The sequence below is a fragment of the Kitasatospora sp. Root107 genome (assembly GCF_001424875.1).
In the GTDB taxonomy this organism is placed as follows: Bacteria; Actinomycetota; Actinomycetes; order Streptomycetales; family Streptomycetaceae; genus Kitasatospora.
The window spans coordinates 76,545-92,324 of record NZ_LMCT01000003.1 but is presented as its reverse complement, the minus strand read 5'-3'; the positions used below and the strand labels follow the sequence as shown (position 1 = coordinate 92,324).

Annotated in this window: 11 protein-coding genes and 1 tRNA gene; 3 read left to right on the top strand and 9 right to left on the bottom strand. The window is 72.6% G+C overall.

Going from position 1 to position 15,780, the window contains the following annotated elements; genetic code table 11:
• Positions 1 to 90: 90 nt before the first annotated feature.
• From ASC99_RS04950 to ASC99_RS36600, 5 genes are all read right to left on the bottom strand, one after another.
• Complete coding sequence (locus ASC99_RS04950; protein WP_369824334.1) at positions 91 to 759, bottom strand: TrmH family RNA methyltransferase; 669 nt, start codon at positions 757 to 759, stop codon at positions 91 to 93.
• Entirely contained in the window at positions 756 to 2,888 is a 2,133-nt protein-coding gene (locus ASC99_RS04945) for an FUSC family protein (protein WP_057228655.1), read from the bottom strand. Before ASC99_RS04945 ends, ASC99_RS04950 begins: the two co-directional genes overlap by 4 nt.
• Positions 2,889 to 2,898: 10 nt before the next feature.
• Positions 2,899 to 3,939: an HTTM domain-containing protein gene (locus ASC99_RS04940; protein WP_235502828.1), complete on the bottom strand. Its 1,041-nt coding sequence runs from the start codon at positions 3,937 to 3,939 to the stop codon at positions 2,899 to 2,901.
• Between the two features lie 143 nt (positions 3,940 to 4,082).
• Complete coding sequence (locus tag ASC99_RS04935; RefSeq protein WP_057228651.1) at positions 4,083 to 4,706, bottom strand: DUF5819 family protein; 624 nt, start codon at positions 4,704 to 4,706, stop codon at positions 4,083 to 4,085.
• Positions 4,707 to 4,768: 62 nt separating this feature from the next.
• Positions 4,769 to 5,929, bottom strand: a complete 1,161-nt coding sequence (locus tag ASC99_RS36600; RefSeq protein ID WP_063856977.1) for a rhodanese-like domain-containing protein — start codon at positions 5,927 to 5,929, stop codon at positions 4,769 to 4,771.
• A 218-nt stretch (positions 5,930 to 6,147) separates the two neighbouring features.
• On the opposite strand from ASC99_RS36600, the gene ASC99_RS04925 reads away from it, so the two are divergent.
• Entirely contained in the window at positions 6,148 to 8,844 is a 2,697-nt protein-coding gene (locus ASC99_RS04925) for a SpoIIE family protein phosphatase (RefSeq protein WP_057228649.1), read from the top strand.
• 42 nt (positions 8,845 to 8,886) lie between these two features.
• Here the strand turns inward: ASC99_RS04925 and ASC99_RS38250 are convergent, their stop codons facing one another.
• Entirely contained in the window at positions 8,887 to 9,609 is a 723-nt protein-coding gene (locus tag ASC99_RS38250) for a hypothetical protein (RefSeq protein ID WP_157531371.1), read from the bottom strand.
• A 230-nt stretch (positions 9,610 to 9,839) separates the two neighbouring features.
• A complete protein-coding gene (locus tag ASC99_RS04915) occupies positions 9,840 to 11,693 on the bottom strand; it encodes a phosphatidylglycerol lysyltransferase domain-containing protein (protein ID WP_082598082.1) in 1,854 nt (617 codons plus the stop codon).
• 231 nt (positions 11,694 to 11,924) lie between these two features.
• Here ASC99_RS04915 and ASC99_RS04910 point away from each other — a divergent pair, with 231 nt between their 5' ends.
• Positions 11,925 to 12,596: a response regulator transcription factor gene (locus tag ASC99_RS04910; protein ID WP_057228647.1), complete on the top strand. Its 672-nt coding sequence runs from the start codon at positions 11,925 to 11,927 to the stop codon at positions 12,594 to 12,596.
• Positions 12,593 to 13,723 (top strand): sensor histidine kinase, encoded by a 1,131-nt coding sequence (locus ASC99_RS04905; protein WP_057228645.1) that lies wholly within the window; start codon positions 12,593 to 12,595, stop codon positions 13,721 to 13,723. The genes ASC99_RS04910 and ASC99_RS04905 overlap by 4 nt, the downstream gene beginning before the upstream one ends.
• A 21-nt stretch (positions 13,724 to 13,744) precedes the next feature.
• Here ASC99_RS04905 and ASC99_RS41880 read toward each other — a convergent pair whose 3' ends face one another.
• Together ASC99_RS41880 and ASC99_RS04895 are read right to left on the bottom strand one after the other, a co-directional pair.
• A complete protein-coding gene (locus tag ASC99_RS41880) occupies positions 13,745 to 15,337 on the bottom strand; it encodes a hypothetical protein (RefSeq protein WP_057228643.1) in 1,593 nt (530 codons plus the stop codon).
• A 176-nt stretch (positions 15,338 to 15,513) separates the two neighbouring features.
• A tRNA-Leu gene (locus ASC99_RS04895) sits at positions 15,514 to 15,600 on the bottom strand.
• Positions 15,601 to 15,780: the final 180 nt, after the last annotated feature.

Genomic DNA, 15,780 nt, shown 5'->3' with positions numbered 1-15,780 from the left:
AGTGCCTGACCACCTACGCAACGGTGACCTTGCACGAGGTCGGCGTCGCAGTTCCCCGAGCCCCTGCTCTCACATGGTTAAGCATCTGCCTTATGCGTGGGTGCGGATCCAGCTGTGCATGGCGATGGCGGCCGCCGCCCCCGCGTTGATGGAGCGGGTGGAGCCGTACTGGGCGATGGAGCAGACGGCGGTGGCGTGGGCCCAGGCCTCCTCGGTGAGGCCCGGGCCCTCCTGGCCGAAGAGCAGGATGCAGCGGGCGGGCAGTGGGAAGGTCTCGATCGGGACGGCGCCGGGGAGGTTGTCGATGCCGATGATCGGGAGGTCGTGGGCGGTCGCGAAGGCGGCCAGGGTGGCGACCGAGTCGTGGTGGCGGACGTGCTGGTACCGGTCGGTGACCATGGCGCCGCGCCGGTTCCAGCGGCGGCGGCCGACGATGTGCACCTCGGCGGTGAGGAAGGCGTTGGCGGTGCGGACCACCGAGCCGATGTTGAAGTCGTGCTGCCAGTTCTCCACCGCGACGTGGAAGCCGTGCCGCCGGGTGTCCAGGTCGGCGACGATCGCCTCCCGGGTCCAGTAGCGGTACTGGTCGGTGACGTTGCGTCGGTCCCCGTGGGCGAGCAGCTCGGGGTCGTACTGCGGACCGGCCGGCCAGGGTTCGGGGTGCGGGCCGACGCCGATCTCACGGTCGTCGGTGCCGGAGGGGACGAAGGCGTCGTCGTACTGCTCGCCCGCGTGCGGGGTACCGATGCTGCTGCTCACGCCCCCGAGGGTACGGGGCGCCTGGCCCGGGTGGCCTTCTCGAGGTCGGTGAGGGCGGAGAGCAGCAGGCGGGAACCCGCCCTGGCCACCTCGACCCGGTCGGTGGCGGGCAGCACGGCCAGCCGGTCGTCCCAGTGCCGGTGGGCGGCCCGCAGCCCGGTCAGGTCGACCGGGTCGCCGACCAGCAGGGCGGCGGCGGCGATCGCGGTGGCGTCCCGCAGCTCCTCGGCGAACTCCGCCGCGCCGGGCACCGGGTCGGCGTCCTCGGGTGGCAGGTGAGCCTCCATCAGGACGGCGCTACGGCCGAGCAGTCCGATCGCGGCGCGGGCCCGGTCGATCTGCTTGCGGGACAGTTCGGGCAGGTGCGAGTCGTGCCGCACCGGCTCCGCGTCGGCCCGTTCGATCGCCTGGAGCAGCTCGGAGCGGGCCTCCCTGGAGTCCAGCAGGGCGGTCCGCACGTCCCGGTGCTCCGCTCCGGCCGGGTCGCCGAAGACCACCAGCACCGCAGCGGCGTACCGTCCGGCGGCGGCCAGCCACTCAGCCAGCCGCTCGGCCAGGCGGGCGGTCTGCCAGGTGGGGAAGAGGGCGTAGGCGAGCAGGGCGATGGAGCCGCCGAGCAGGGTCAGGGTGATCCGTTCGGCGGCGGTCTGCAGCGGGTCTCCCGGCTGCAGACCGAGCAGGAAGACCACGTAGCTGGAGACGCAGGCGGTCATCACCGCGTAGCCCGTACGGAGGGTGAGGAAAGCGCCGCCGATGAAGACCACGGCCAGTGCGGCGGAGAGCCACTGGCCGGGGTCGAAGAGCTGGACCACGGCGGTGCTGACCGCGACGCCGACCACGGTGCCGGCCAGCCGGGCCACGCCCCGGCTGTAGGTCTGGGCGAAGTCGGGCCGCATCACCATGGCGGCGGTCAGCGGGGCCCAGTAGCCGTGGTGCAGGTGGAGCAGTTTGGCGGCCAGGTAGGCGGCGGTGACCACGCAGGAGAGCCGGACGGCGTGCTGGAAGACCGCCGAGCGCGGCTGGAGCTGGCGGCGGACGGCCAGAGCGACGACCGGCAGCAGCCGGAACAGCGAGGGTCGCTGCAGGCCGGGGCCGACCACCGGGCTGCTGACGGTGTCCTGGTCCTGCTTGTCCAGGGTGTCGACGGCCTTGCGGATCAGGCTGGTGAGCCGCCGGGCGGAGCGGCGGGCGGCGCCGGTGAGCACGCCGCGGCCGTCCTCGGCGTCCTTGGACTCGCGGCCGACCATGGTGAGCGCGGGGGTGGACTTGGGCAGTCGGAGCGGGTCGCCGGTACGGATCGCCCGGGCCAGCGCGTCCATCGCCTCGGCGGCGGCGGCCAGGATCTCGCGGGCCCGGTCCCGTTCGGGGCCCTCGGCGGGGGCGCCGACCTTGGGGTCGGCGAGCGCGGCCAGGGTGGGGCGGACGCGTTCGGCGATGCCGCGCAGCCCCTTGAGTTCGCCCGGGCGGTGCCTGGCCTGCCAGGGGGTCAGCGTGGCGGCCTGCCTGGCCAGGATGAACGGGGCCGGGTCGACGTGCGCGACCGGGTCCTGGCGTAGCCGGCGGGCGTAGTGGGCGAGTTCGGCATAGGTGTCGGCGAGGGCGTCCCGCTGGGCCCGCCAGCTCTCGATCGGCCAGAGCGTGACCACCAGCGCCTGGGTGCCGCCGCCGAGCGCGCAGAGCAGCCCGTGGCCCAGCGCGGTGGGCACGCTGACGGGCAGTTGGACCACCACCAGCATCACCGAGACCGTGGTGCTGGCGACGACGCCGCCGGTCGGGCCGATCGACCAGGCCAGCCCGGCGGCGAAGGCCCAGACCGCGAGCAGCACCGGGAAGGCGCCGGGGATGCCGACCGCGAGGTAGCCGCAGAAGGTGCTGACGCCCAGTCCGATCCCCGCGGCGAGGGCCAGCGAGGCGCGCGGACGGAAGCTGCGCTGGAAGGTCGCGGTGCCCGCGATGAAGGCGCCCATCGCGGCGGAGGTGGCCGGTCCAGGACCGGCCAGCGCCAGGGTGGGGAAGACCACCAGCGCGGCTGCGACGGCTCCGCGCAGCGCGCGCTTGGGGTTGGAGAGCGTCCGGTCCACCTTCAACCCGGCGCGCACGCTGTCACGCAGGGCCGTAAACCAGGACATACCGCACAGCCTAGACGGTCAGGCCCTTGGAACCCCGTACCCGGTGCTCGATCCACAGCAGGGCGGCGGTCGGCAGGAAGACCGCGTCGGCCGCGATCATCGCCAGCGAGAAGAACGGCAGGCCGAGCAGGACCGCGATCGCCAGGTGCTCGGTGATCATCAGGGCCAGCAGCAGGTTCTTCAGCCGGCGGTTGAACAGGGTGAACGGGAAGGCGACCTGGATGATCACCGTGCCGTAGCTGAACAGGAAGACCAGCAGCAGACTGGAGCCGACCAGCCCGGAGAGCCAGGGCCAGGGTGTGAAGTAGTCCAGGTGCAGCGGATAGTGCAGCGCGGTGCCGTCCTGCCAGCGCGAGCCCTGCACCTTGTACCAGCCGGCCGTGGCGTAGATCAGCACCACCTGCACCGCGATCACCAGCATCGCGCAGTTGTGCAGCATGGTGGCCAGCGCGTCCAGCACCGCGCGCGGCTCGCCGTCCGGGCGCCACCGGTTGACGGACCACCAGAGTGCGGCCACCAGCCAGAGCAGCCAGGGCCAGGACGGCGGACCGGCCGCCAGTACGGCGCCGAGCAGCAGCCAGAGCCAGACCGCCCCGCCGTCCCGGCCGCGCCTGGCGTCCAGCGACCAGACCCGGGCACAGCGGGTGAGCACCAGGTAGACCGCCATCAGGTGGATCACGTTGTCGCCGCCGTCGCCGACGAAGACGTTCCGGTTCTGCAGCGAGAGCACGGTGACCAGGAAGACCGCGCCGCTGGCCCTGGTCCGCCAGCCGAGCGTGAACAGCACGGCGGCCAGGATCGCCAGGTGGTAGACCAGTTCGAACCAGAGCCGCCCCTGGAACCAGGGCAGCACGGTGAAGGCGTGGTTCTCCGCCAGCAGCCGGTCGGCCAGCTCCGCCGACCAGGGCGAGCGGTCGCCGTACAGCACCCGGCGGTTGGGCCACTCCCGGATCAGGTAGCCCACCCAGGCGAGACCGAAGCCGATCCGGGCCACCGCCGCCTGGTACGGGGCGAGCGGGCGGCCGGTGAAGGTGGCGAAGGCGGCGCGCAGCCTGCCCGTGTGGCGGGCCCTGAGGTCGAGCCGGCCTGTTCGGACGCGCTGCCGCGGGACGGCGCCCAGCAGGTGACGCTCCGTCTGCTGCTCGGTGCTCGGCTGCTCGACGTCCTGTTGTGAGGGGTCCTGCTGCGGGGTGCTCACCACAGCCCCCCGAGGTCGGCCTCGGCCACCGGCCACCAGGGCAGCTCGCGGTACTTCGGCGCGCTGTCCACCTGCTCCCTGCTCCACTCGGGCGGGGCCAACTCGGCTGTCCCGACCCGTAGTTGGACCTGGAACAGCCGCACTCCCCCGGCGGCCGGGCCGAGCCGCTGGAGCGCGATCCGCTTCAGGTACTGCTCGGCCAGACCGGCCCGGGGGCCGGTGTTCCCCTGTGCCGGGTGGGTGGCGTCGTAGAAGTCCCAGGCCCGGCGCAGCAGGTTCTGGTCCACGTGGCTGGGCGCCGGGTTGCCCCGGACCGCCGCGATGTCACCCGCCGTCAGCCCGGCCCACTCCTGGGTGGTCACCGTGCCGTCGGCGGCGATGGTCTGCAGCCGGGCGTCCACCGTCACGTTCTGCTGCAGCGGGTTGGGCGCGAACAGCCGCCAGTTCTGCTCGAACTCCGGGTAGATCACCGCGTCCAGCTCGGTGCGGTACTGCTGGGACAGCGCGTTGGACGGAGCCGAGTGCAGGAACAGCGCGGCCAGGAACAGGGCGGTGCCGCCGAGCAGCACCGCCCCGGTGGCACAGAGCACCACCAGCGCTGGGGTGGACCAGGTACGCACGGCCGGATCTCCCCTCGGGCTGCGGTGTGCCCGGTCATCCTGCCCTACGAGGACCTGACCTACTAGAGAACGAAGGCGTCCCGGCCGTCGCTGCTCACCATCGGGCGGCCGGCCGCCTCCCAGGCGAACATCCCGCCGTCCACGTTGACCGCCTCGCGGCCTTGGGCGACCAGGTACTGCACCACCTGGGCGGACCGGCCGCCGACCCGGCAGAGCACGTACAACTTCGCGTCCGGCAGCTCCTCGATCCGGGCGACCACCTCGCCGATCGGGATGTGCAGGGCGCCGTCCACGTGCCCGGCGTCCCACTCGTCCTGCTCACGGACGTCGAGCAGCGGGGCTTCGGTGGGCACCGACGCGGCGTCGGTGGTGGGGAGCTGCTGGGCGAACATCGTCTGGGTCTCCTGTGTCCGTTGGCGGTCAACACCATTGTCGCCCGGCCCGGCCAGCAGCCGGTCCAGTTCGGCCTGCTTGGCCGCGGCCTGGCCGAGCAGCTGGTCGGCCAGCTCCTCCAGCAGCCGGTCGGGCTCCTGCGGGGCGAGCCGCAGCAGCTCGCCCATCGGGGTGTTCTCCAGCCGGACCTGCTCGGTGGCCAGCCGGCCGATCTTCCCGGTCAGCCACTCCAGCCGCTGCCGCAGCCAGTCCGGCCGGTCGGGCGCCTCCGGAGCCGGGGCGGCCTCCGGCGCGGTGGACCACTCCTCGGTCAGCTCGGCCAGCGCCTTGGCGTCGCCGTGCGCGTACGCCTCGTTGACCCGGGCGATGAAGGCCACCCGGCGCTCCTGCTCGGCCGGTTCCGTGGTCAGGTCCGGGTGCGCCCGGCGGGCCAGCTCGCGGTAGAGCCGCTGCGCGTCCTTGCCGGGGCGGACCCGGCGGGGCGGCTCGGGCTCGGCGGCGGGCTCGGTCGGCAGGCTGTCGAAGAGCGCGTCCAGGTCGGGAAGTTCGTCCACCCGCTGCCTGGCCTCGGCCGCCCGGCGAAGGTCCTCGGTGGCACCTGTACGGGCCGCCACGGTCTCCGCGACCAGTGCGTCCAGCTCGTCCAGCCGCGCGTACAGCGGGCCGAGCAGCTGATGGTGGATCAGCGCGAAGTTGTCGATCTCGACCCGCAGGGTCTCGACGTCCACCTCCAGCGTCAACCAGGCCAGCTCGGTCGCCGCCACCCGTTCCTCGAGCTGCCACCGCTCCTGATCCGCCCACTGGACGGGGCTGCTGCTCTCCGCGCTCACCTGCTGTGCCTCCGTCCGGGGGATACGGCCTGTCACCCTACCCGGGCGCCGCCGGGTGAACCGGTGGTACAACGGGGCGCACGGAGGGTGACACGCAACTGATACTTACGAATCTCCCCGTTTCGCTTTCAGTGCCGCCCTTCACCGTGCTTCGCTGGAGGGTGCAGCAGGGACCGGAGAGACAGGAAGCGGCGGCCAGGCGGGAGCAGACCCAATTCATGGTGGACCAGCCAGATTTCCCACCGTCGGCCGACCAGCCGTCAGTTGCCGCCCTGGTGCGGTTGGCCGTTGTGCTGATCGATCCGGACGGCCGGATCACGTACTGGAGCCGGGCCGCCGAGGAGCTTTTCGGCCACCGGGCCGAGGTGGCCTTCGGGCGGACGGCCTCCGGGCTGCTGCCCGCCGTCGAGCCTCGGCCCGAGATCGCCCACCGGGCGGCCGGCGCCGCCCGCAGGTGCGACGCACTGGACACCCTGGACGACCTGACCCAGACCGGGAATGCCCCGTGGGCCGGGGCGATGGCCGTGGTGGACCGCGAGGAGCGGCTGCGCGACGTGTTCTGGTGGGCCTACCCGCTGACCGAGCCCACCGGTCGCGGCCTGCTGGCGCTGGCCGCCGACGCCCGGCCGCTGCGGGCCGGCGGGCCCCGGATCGCGCTCGGCAGCCGGCAGTTCCCGTTCACCCCCTCCGCCGGCCCGGTCGGCGGCCTGCACCGGCTCCGCCCCGACCTCACCCCGGCCGGGCAGGGCGACACCGGGCCGCTGGCCGCCCTGCTGCCCACCTGCTCGGAGGAGCGCAGGCACCGTCTGCTCGGCCAGCTCCGGACGGCCGGCCTGCCGGCCCTCTGGGTGGACGCCACCACCCGGCTCCCGGTGCAGCCGTACGAGCCGACCGGCACCGCCAGGGCCGCCGCCACCGGCCTGGGCCGCCGGTACCCGACCGCACAGCAGCGGGCCGCCCAGCCGCGGGCCGGGCGGCGCCCGGCCGAGCCGCTGCGCCCGTCCTCCAACGGCTCGCTCCAGGTGCTGGCCAACGGCGCCGGATCGGTCCCCGCCCCGCGTGACGCGAGCTCCAGCACGTCCACCGGACCTACCCCGGGAGGCCCCGCCATCGAGTCAGCAGCCGACCGCACCAGGATCAACGGCAGCGGCGGGTGGGTCCACCAGCCCGTCCCGCCGCAGCCCACCGCCGACTCGCCCGCCGCCGACTCGACCACCGCTGACCCGCCCGCCGTCGAGGTACTGACCAGCAGTCCGGCGAGCGAGCAGCTCGCCCTGCTGAGCGAGGTCGGCAACCGGGTCGGCACCACGCTGGACCTGGACACCACCGCGCGCGAGCTGTGCGAGGTGCTGGTCCCGAGCATCGCCGACTTCGCCTGCGTCGACCTGCGGGACGGCCTGATCTCGGACTCGGTGCTGCCGACCAGCCGGCCCTCCGACAGCACCATGCTGCGCCGGGTGGCCCGGGCCTTCAACGCCACCGTGGGCCAGTGGGAGCACGTCCTGGAGGAGGGCGCGCTGCTGGCGATGCCGCGCTCCACCCCGCCGGGCCTGGCCCTGCAGGAGAACCAGCCGGTGCTGGTCCCGGTGATCAACCCGGACGTCGCGGTGGACTACGCCGCCTCGCTCGGCGGTCCTGAGCTGGTGCCGGTGGTGATGGGCCGTTCGATGCTGGTGCTGCCGCTGTCCGCCCGGGGCACCGTGCTCGGCATCCTCAAGCTGCTCCGGCTGCCCGATCGGGCGCCGTTCGACCACGCCGACGCGGCCACCCTGCGCGAGCTGGCCGCCCGGGCCGCACTCTCGCTGGACAACGCCCGGCTGCACCGGATGGAGGCGAAGACCGCCACCATCCTGCAGCGCTCGATGATCCCGACCCGCCCGCCGAAGATCCCCGGCGTGCAGATCGCCCACCGCTACCTGCCCGGCGACCAGAAGGCCGAGGTCGGCGGCGACTGGTTCGACGCCATCCAGCTGCCTGGCAGCCGGGTCGCCCTGGTGGTCGGCGACGTGATGGGCCACGGTCTGCTCTCGGCCGCCGCGATGGGCCGGTTCCGCACCGCGATGCAGACCCTGGCCGCACTCGACCTGCCGCCGGGCCAGCTGCTCCGCCACCTGGACAATCTGGCCCACAAGCTCGGCGACGACCACCTGGCCACCTGCCTGTACGCGGTCTACGACCCGATCAACCGGACCTGCGAGCTGGCCAGCGCCGGTCACGTGCCACCGGTGCTGGTGCACCCGGACGGCACCGGCGAGCTGCTGGAGATCCCGTCCGGCGCTCCGATCGGGGTCGGCGGGGTGCCGTTCGTCTCGAAGAAGATCGACGTCTCGGACGGCTCGATGCTGGTGCTCTGCACCGACGGCCTGGTGGAGGTCAGGGGCGGCGACATAGGAGCCGGCCTCGCTGCTCTCTGCGGCAACCTGATCGACCCGAAGCAGAGCCCGGAGGAGGCCTGCGACGTGGTGCTGGAGCGGCTGCACTCGGAGGACCGGCAGGACGACATCGCCCTGCTGGTGGCCCGCTTCGACGGCGTCGCCCCGACCGACGTGCAGACCTGGGAGCTGGCGGTGGACGAGACCGAGGTCCGCCGGGCCAGGCAGCTGGTCCGCGAGCAGCTGGCCACCTGGCAGCTGACCGCGCTCAGCGACACCGTCGAGCTGCTGGTCAGCGAGCTGGTGACGAACGCGGTACGGGTGGCCAGGGACCACGTCCAGCTCCAGCTGATCCGGGTGGACAAGCTGCTGGTCGAGGTCAGCGACGACAACCACAACCTGCCGTCGCTGGAGCCGTCCGAGGAGCTGGACGAGAACGGCCGGGGCCTCAACCTGGTGAGCAAGCTGGCCGAGAAGTGGGGCACCGCCCGGAAGGCGGTCGGCAAGGTGGTCTGGTTCGAGCTGGCACTGCCGAGGCACTGAACGGGGCCGGCCGACCAGAGCTGACCGGACGTCAGAAGGCCGTCACACCCGGACCGCGGCGGTCGCCGCCGCGGTCCGGCGGCGCCGGGCCTCGGTGGCGACCAGGGTGGCGGCGCCGACCCCGGCCAGCACCCGGGGCCAGAAGTCGCCGAACACCTCGACCGAGGCCGCGAGCAGCACCGCCGCGAGCAGCGCCACCACGTGCTCGAGCCCGGCCAGGTTGGGCAGCACGACCGCCTCACCGACCATCACCGCAGCAACCAGCCCGGCCGTCCACCAGGCCCGGCAGCGGATCGCCACCACGATCGCCAGTGCGACCACGGCGGCGGACGGGCCGGTGTCCCGGACGTGGGCCACCGCGGCGGGGAAGCCGAACAGGTGGTCCGGGCCGATCGCCACGCCGATCCGGGCGAACAGCGTGCCGGCCAGCGTGCAGACGTAGGCCACCACCAGGGTCAGCCGTCGGCCGAGCACCAGCTCGGCGAGGCCGAACACCAGGAAGACCTGCACCAGCGCGCCCCAGACCGGCAGGTCGAGCGCGGGGACGTACAGCGAGAGCGGGGTGCGCAGCAGCGAGACGTCCAGCGGGAGACCGGCCTTGACCACGCCCACGTGGGTGACGAAGCGCTCCCCGCCGGGCAGGTGCTGGACGATGCTGAACAGCAGCACCAGCAGCGTGGCGGTGGTGGCCAGTGGGACGGCGGCGAACCGCTTGCGCGCGATCTCCGACCTGACGGTCGAGAACAGCACACCCCACTCGGCCACTGCGGCCCGCCTGAGCAACCCCTGCTGAACCACTGTTTTCCCCGTTCTCACTCCTACATTTCCCGCACACCCATTAATGCGTGGTGTCCTACATCAACACTAGGTATCCGATAAACGGGCCGCATCAGCTCCTGAGTCGAAGTCAGGTCATCCTCCAGGGGGACAGAAACCGAAATGTCTCCCCCGGTCGGCTGGTAGCGGCGGGAAGTCCTCCGCCCCCCGGCGGAGGACTATCCCTCCCCGCCGCGTTCCGGGACCGGCAGGCCGGCCGCAGCCGCCGAATCGGCGGTGGGCCGGGCGTGCCGGCGGCGGAACAGGGCGGGAAGACTGGGGGCGGTGATGAACCCCTCGGCGCGGGCGCTGGCGATGCCGATCCGGGGAATCTCGCTGCTCTTCTCGAAGAGCAGATAACGGGGTTCCCAGATCGGGCGGTACTTGGCGTTCGCCCGATAGAGGGACTCGATCTGCCACCAGCGGGAGAAGAAGCCGAGGACGGAGCGCCACAGCCGCAGCACCGGCCCGGCGCCGAGCTTCGATCCGCGCTCGAACACCGAGCGGAACATCGCGAAGTTCAGCGAAACCCGTTCGAGGTCGACCTCCTTGGCCCGCTGGAGGAGTTCGATCACCATGAACTCCATCAGGCCGTTCTCGGTGTCGCGCTCACGGCGCATCAGGTCGAGCGAGAGGCCGTTCGCGCCCCAGGGGACGAAGCTGAGCAGGGCGCGCAGTTCGCCGTCGCCGTCGTGGCACTCGAGCATCACGCAGCGGCCGTCGTCGGGGTCGCCGAGGCGGCCGAGCGCCATCGAGAAGCCGCGCTCGGTGGCGCCGTCACGCCAGTGGTCGGCCTTGTGGACCAGCTCGGCCATCTCGGCCTCGGGGATGTCCTCGTGCCGCCGGACCCGGACGGTGTACCCGGCGCGCTTGACCCGGTTGTACGCCTGACGGACCACCCGCATCGCGCGGCCGTCCAGCGAGAACTCGTCCAGCTCGACGATCGCCTCGTCGCCCAGCTCGAGGGCGTCCAGGCCGTGCCGGGCGTAGATCACTCCGGCGTCCTCGGAGGCGCCCATCACGGCGGGGACCCAGGCGTGCTCGCGGGCCTCGGCCAGCCAGGCGTCGATCGCGCCCGGCCAGGCCTCCGAGTCGCCGATCGGATCGCCCGAGGCCAGCGAGACACCGCCGAGCACCCGGTAGGCGACGGCGGCCTTGCCGCTCGGCGAGAAGATCACCGCCTTGTCCCGGCGCAGCGCGAAGTAGCCGAGCGAGTCGCGCTCGCCCTGCTTCTCCAGCAGACCGCGCAGCTGCAGCTCGTCCGCAGGGGTCAGCAGCTCCTGACCGCGCGGCGAGCGGAACGCCACGTACATCACCAGCAGGAAGAGCACCGCGCTCATCAGGTTGATCGACCCGTTCACCCAAGTGGGGACGGAGATCACGCTGGAGGCGTGCTCGGTCGGCTGGACGGTGATCATCCGGGCGATCGAGTAGCCGAACCGGTCACCGAAGCCGGCCCCGGCCACCGTGTTGGTCATCCCGACCAGCAGCGCGCCGATCCCGCCACCCAGCAGCAAGCCGCCGACGAAGGCCGCCACCGCCGCCCTCGGGTTGGAGCGGTCGCCCTTGGAGGTGAACTCCTTGCGCCCGACCAGCAGGGCCAGGAAGAACAGCCCGGTGAGCACCGTGGAGAAGTAGTTGAACGGGTGGTGGTTGAACCGGACCCCGTCGTCCGTCCACACCATCGCGGTCAGGTAGAGCAGGAAGAACAGCCCGGAGACCACCGTGTTGAAGATCCACGCGGCCCGCTTGCGCCGCCGCATCGCCACCGCCAGCAGCAGCGACAGCACCGCCGAGGTCAGCCCGGCGGTCATCAGGTACGGGGTGAAGTACTCGCCCTCGTTGTGCGTCTGCACCTGGTCCCGGAACGGGACGGCGAGCACCGCCACCAGATTCAGCAGGGCCAGCAGACGCAGATACCAGACGGTCGCCCTGGCAGCCCTGGGCTGCCAGCGGGAGAGCAGACGGGCGGCGGCGCCGGGGCGCTCGCCATGGGTGGTGGTCGGAGGCTCCGGCTTCACGGTGGAGGACACAGCTCAATTCCAAACGATCAGTTGTGAGGGCGCATCCGCACGAGATCACCTACGGGCGGTTACACCGCATTCCATGGTTGCTCACGGCAGATGAGAATTACGTGAACCCGGTAGCGGATTCCGTACCCCGCCGAACGGCGGGGGTGATCTCCCACCGGCCGCCGTCACACCGGTTCCGACCTGCCCCTAGGCTCGGAGCACCACCACCCCCACCACCCCGAGGGAGAGACCATGACGGCGATCCGCGTCCTGATCGTGGACGACGAGATCCTGGTCCGCTCCGGCCTGGGCCTGATCGTCGGATCGGCCCCCGATCTGGAGGTGGTGGGCGACTGTTCGGGTGCACTGGCGGAGGAGAAGGTCACCCAGCTTCGCCCGCACGTGGTGCTGCTCGACATCCGGATGCCCGACCTGGACGGCATCTCGGTGCTGCGCCGGCTGCGCGCCCTGCCGCACCCCCCGGCGGTGGCCATGCTGACCACCTTCGACACCGACGAGTACATCGGCACCGCGCTGCGCGCCGGGGCGGCCGGCTTCATGCTCAAGGACACCGCCCCCGAGCAACTGGTGCACGCCGTCCGGGTACTCGCGGCCGGTGGCAGCGTGCTCTCGCCGACCGTGACCCGCACGGTGATAAGCGGCTACGTCGACGGCGGCGGCCCGGACGCCGAGGCGGCGGCGCTGACCCGCGTCCTGACGGGACGTGAGCTGGACGTCCTGGCGCTGCTCGGCGAGGGACTGTCGAACGCCGAGATCGCCGACCGGCTGTTCCTCGGCACCGGCACCGTCAAGGACCACATCAGCGCCATCCTCGGGAAGCTCGGCGCCGCCAACCGAGTGCAGGCCGCCGTGCTGGCCAACCGCGCCGGGCTGGTCCGTACCCCGCCCGAGCCGGGCGCATGAGATCAGCCACCAGGGCCCGGCTGACCGCGCCCTGGCTGATGCTGCTGCTGCCGGTGCTGCTGTCCGCGATGGACGCCGCGCTGGTCGCCAAGGACTCCTCCTGGTGGGAGCTGGCGCTCTCCGGGCTTGCCACCGTGGCGCTGCTGCTGCGCCGCCGCTGCCCGCTGCTCACCCTGCTGCTGGTGCTGCCCGGCACCTTCGTGAACTACATCTGGATCGCCCCGGTCACCGCGGTCTACTCGGTCGCCGCGTACCGGCCCGGGCTGCGGATCACCACGCTCAGCGCCAGCGTCTTCGCGCTGGTCGAGTTCTTCCACTGGCCGCTGGAGGACCACCCGCTGGCGCTCGACCGGGACAACGCGCTGTACGCCATCCAGTGCGTGATGCTGGGCGCCGCGCCGGCCGCGATCGGCCTGCTGGCCCGGACCAGGACCGAACTGGCCGCCCGGCTGGACGAACTGACCGAGGGCCGGCAGCGGGAGAACCGGCTGCTCGCCGACCGGGTGCTGAGCACCGAGCGGGCCCGGCTGGCCCGGGAGATGCACGACGTGGTCTCGCACCAGGTCAGTCTGATCAGCATTCAGGCCGGGGCGCTCCAGGTGAGCACCGCCGACCCGGCCGCGCAGGCCACCGCACGGACCATCAGGGAGCTGTCGGTGCGCACCCTGGAGGAGCTGCGGCAGATGGTCGGGGTGCTGCGCGCGGCCGGCGTACGGGGCACCGATCCGCTCGCCCCGCAGCCCCGGCTGGCCGACCTGCCCCGGCTGATCGACAACAGCGGACTGACCGTCACCAGCAGCCTGGCGACCGGGGACCGGCCCTGGCCGGAGGCGGTCGAGCGGGCCGCCTTCCGGACCGTCCAGGAGGCGCTCACCAACATCAGCAAGCACGCGCCGGGCGCAGCCGTGGAGGTCCGGCTCACCACCCGGGGCACCCGGCTGCTGGTCGAGGTCAGGAACGGCCCACCGACCCGGCCGCCGGACACCGCGGCGGCCCTGCCCGGCGGCGGCCACGGCCTGGTCGGGCTGCGCGAGCGGGCCGTTCTGCTCGGCGGCAGCCTGGTCGCGGCGCCCACCCCGGAGGGCGGCTTCGTGGTCCGGGCCGAGCTGCCGGCCTCGGGGGAGTAGCGCGTAGGGGTCAGCCGCGGATCACGGCGGCGACAGCTCGTACGGCGAGGCCACCGGGTAGTAGTCGCGCAGGAACTCGGCCAGCACCCGGCTCTGCTCCTCCGCCGGGAGCTCCGGCCCGTCCCCGTCCGCCAGGCAGAAGGTGTCCGCCCAGCGGGACGCCAGCAGGTCCGCCAACCGCCCCAGCTGCTCGGCCCGGTCGGTCACCGCGTAGAAGTGCTCCAGCCGGGCGTCCACCGCCTGCCCGGTGGCGTGCGCGGCGTACAGCGCCAGGGTGACCGGGGGCAGGTCGGCGGCACTCCGGAACACCGCGGCCCGGGCGTTCTTCTGCGCCGCCGTGTAGACGCTGTCGCCCTCGGTGCGCTCACCGGGCGGCACTGTCCTGCTGTTCCGGACGATCCGGGGCAGGCCGCTGCCCAGGAAGAAGGAGTGCGGCTGGACCGGGCGGCCGAGGAAGAGATCGTCGTTGAAGTAGAGGAAGTGCTCGGCCAGGCCCGGTATCCGGTGCAGCTGCGTCTCGATGGCGTGCGAGTTGAAGACCGGCAGCACCGCCGGGTCGGCGAACAGCTCCCGGTGCGGCACCACGGTGAGCCCGGGGTGGGCGGTGTCGAGCCAGGGCGGCACCTGGTCGTCGGTGACCAGGAAGATCCGCCGCACCCAGGGTGCGTAGGCGGCGATCGACCGTAGGCAGTACCGGAGTTCGTCGCGGTTGCGGTACCGGTGATCGGCGGCGTCCAGCCGCAGTTCCGGGCCGGCCGTGGCCAGCGCCGCGGCCCGGCGGCGGCACCATCCCGGGCCGCTGTCGTCCACCCAGGTGATCACGGCGTCGACCGGGAAGTCGATGTCCTTCGGGAAGGTACCGGCCAGCAACCCCAGCACCGGGATGTCGCGGCCCGCGATCCGCACCGGTCCCGAGGTCTCCATCGACGGCAGCCACCAGCCGTACGGCGTCTCGGCGATCGCGGCGACCGCGCCGGAGCCCTCGGCGTCCGCGTCCCAGAACTCCAGGTCGCAGCCGTGGTCGGCGCCGTAGTAGAGGGTCCGGCCGGTGGTCACGGTGGGGCGGAACACCCGCAGACCCTTGACCCGTTCGATCTCCGGCTCCCCCGACTCCCCCGGCTCCTCCTGCTGCCCTGGCTCCGGATCGGCCCTGACCGCCTCGGTGGCCGCCACCGCCGCCAACAGACCGTCAGCCAGTGTCAGCCCCAACTCCTTGCCATGGCCGAGCAGTTCGAAGTACACCGGCTGATCGGCGCAGGCTTCGGCGAAGGCGTCCAGGACGGCCCTGCGGTCGCCCGGCCGGATCGCCAGCCGGTGCCGGTAGCCCGGGTCGGGCACCAGGGCGTACCTGATCCCCGCCCCGTCGAGCACCTCGGCCACCTCGGCCAGCCCTGCGTCGCGGGCCTGCCAGGAGAGCAGATCGTCCCGGATCCCGGCCAACCGGTCACCGTGCCGGACCAGCCCGGGGTGCAGGCCGAGCAGCCGCATCTCCGTCGTCCGGACCGGATCGGGCGCCTGCTCCGGCTCCGGCCCTGCGACGACCCGGACGGGCAGGCGGCACAGTCGGCGCACCAGGCGCCGCGCAGCACGGCCGGCCAGGACAGCAGCGGGCATGGGCAACTCCAGAGAGCGGGAGTCAGCAGGATGCCACCGCGATCTGGGAGAACCCTGAGGGGTTTCACGCCGAAAACTCATGGCCGGCCGGTGAACTCCCGGCGGCCGGGCCGCAGCCGAGCCGCGGCCGGGACCAAACAAGAAAGGGTGCCTCTCTTTCGAGAGGCACCCTTTGCTGGTGCGCGAGGGGGGAGTTGAACCCCCACGCCCTTTCGGGCACTGGAACCTGAATCCAGCGCGTCTGCCTATTCCGCCACCCGCGCATGGGTGTCGCCGTAAGTTCTTCCGACTGGCTCGACCTGAGTCTCGCTGGCCTTCCGTCCGGCTGCCTTGCGGCTGCCCCTTCCGACGTGGAAAACATTAGCACGACCTGCGGGTGAGCTACGAATCCCTTCCCGCGGCAGTCCGCAACCGGAGCACGGCAGTCGGCGGAGCACCCCAGC

Bases quoted from the DNA above. Each gene is read 5' to 3' on its own strand.
- ASC99_RS04945 (WP_057228655.1), bottom strand. From the start codon at position 2,888: ATGTCCTGGTTTACGGCCCTGCGTGACAGCGTGCGCGCCGGGTTGAAG.
- ASC99_RS04925 (WP_057228649.1), top strand. From the start codon at position 6,148: ATGGTGGACCAGCCAGATTTCCCACCGTCGGCCGACCAGCCGTCAGTT.
- ASC99_RS04910 (WP_057228647.1), top strand. From the start codon at position 11,925: ATGACGGCGATCCGCGTCCTGATCGTGGACGACGAGATCCTGGTCCGC.
- ASC99_RS04905 (WP_057228645.1), top strand. From the start codon at position 12,593: ATGAGATCAGCCACCAGGGCCCGGCTGACCGCGCCCTGGCTGATGCTG.
- ASC99_RS41880 (WP_057228643.1), bottom strand. From the start codon at position 15,337: ATGCCCGCTGCTGTCCTGGCCGGCCGTGCTGCGCGGCGCCTGGTGCGC.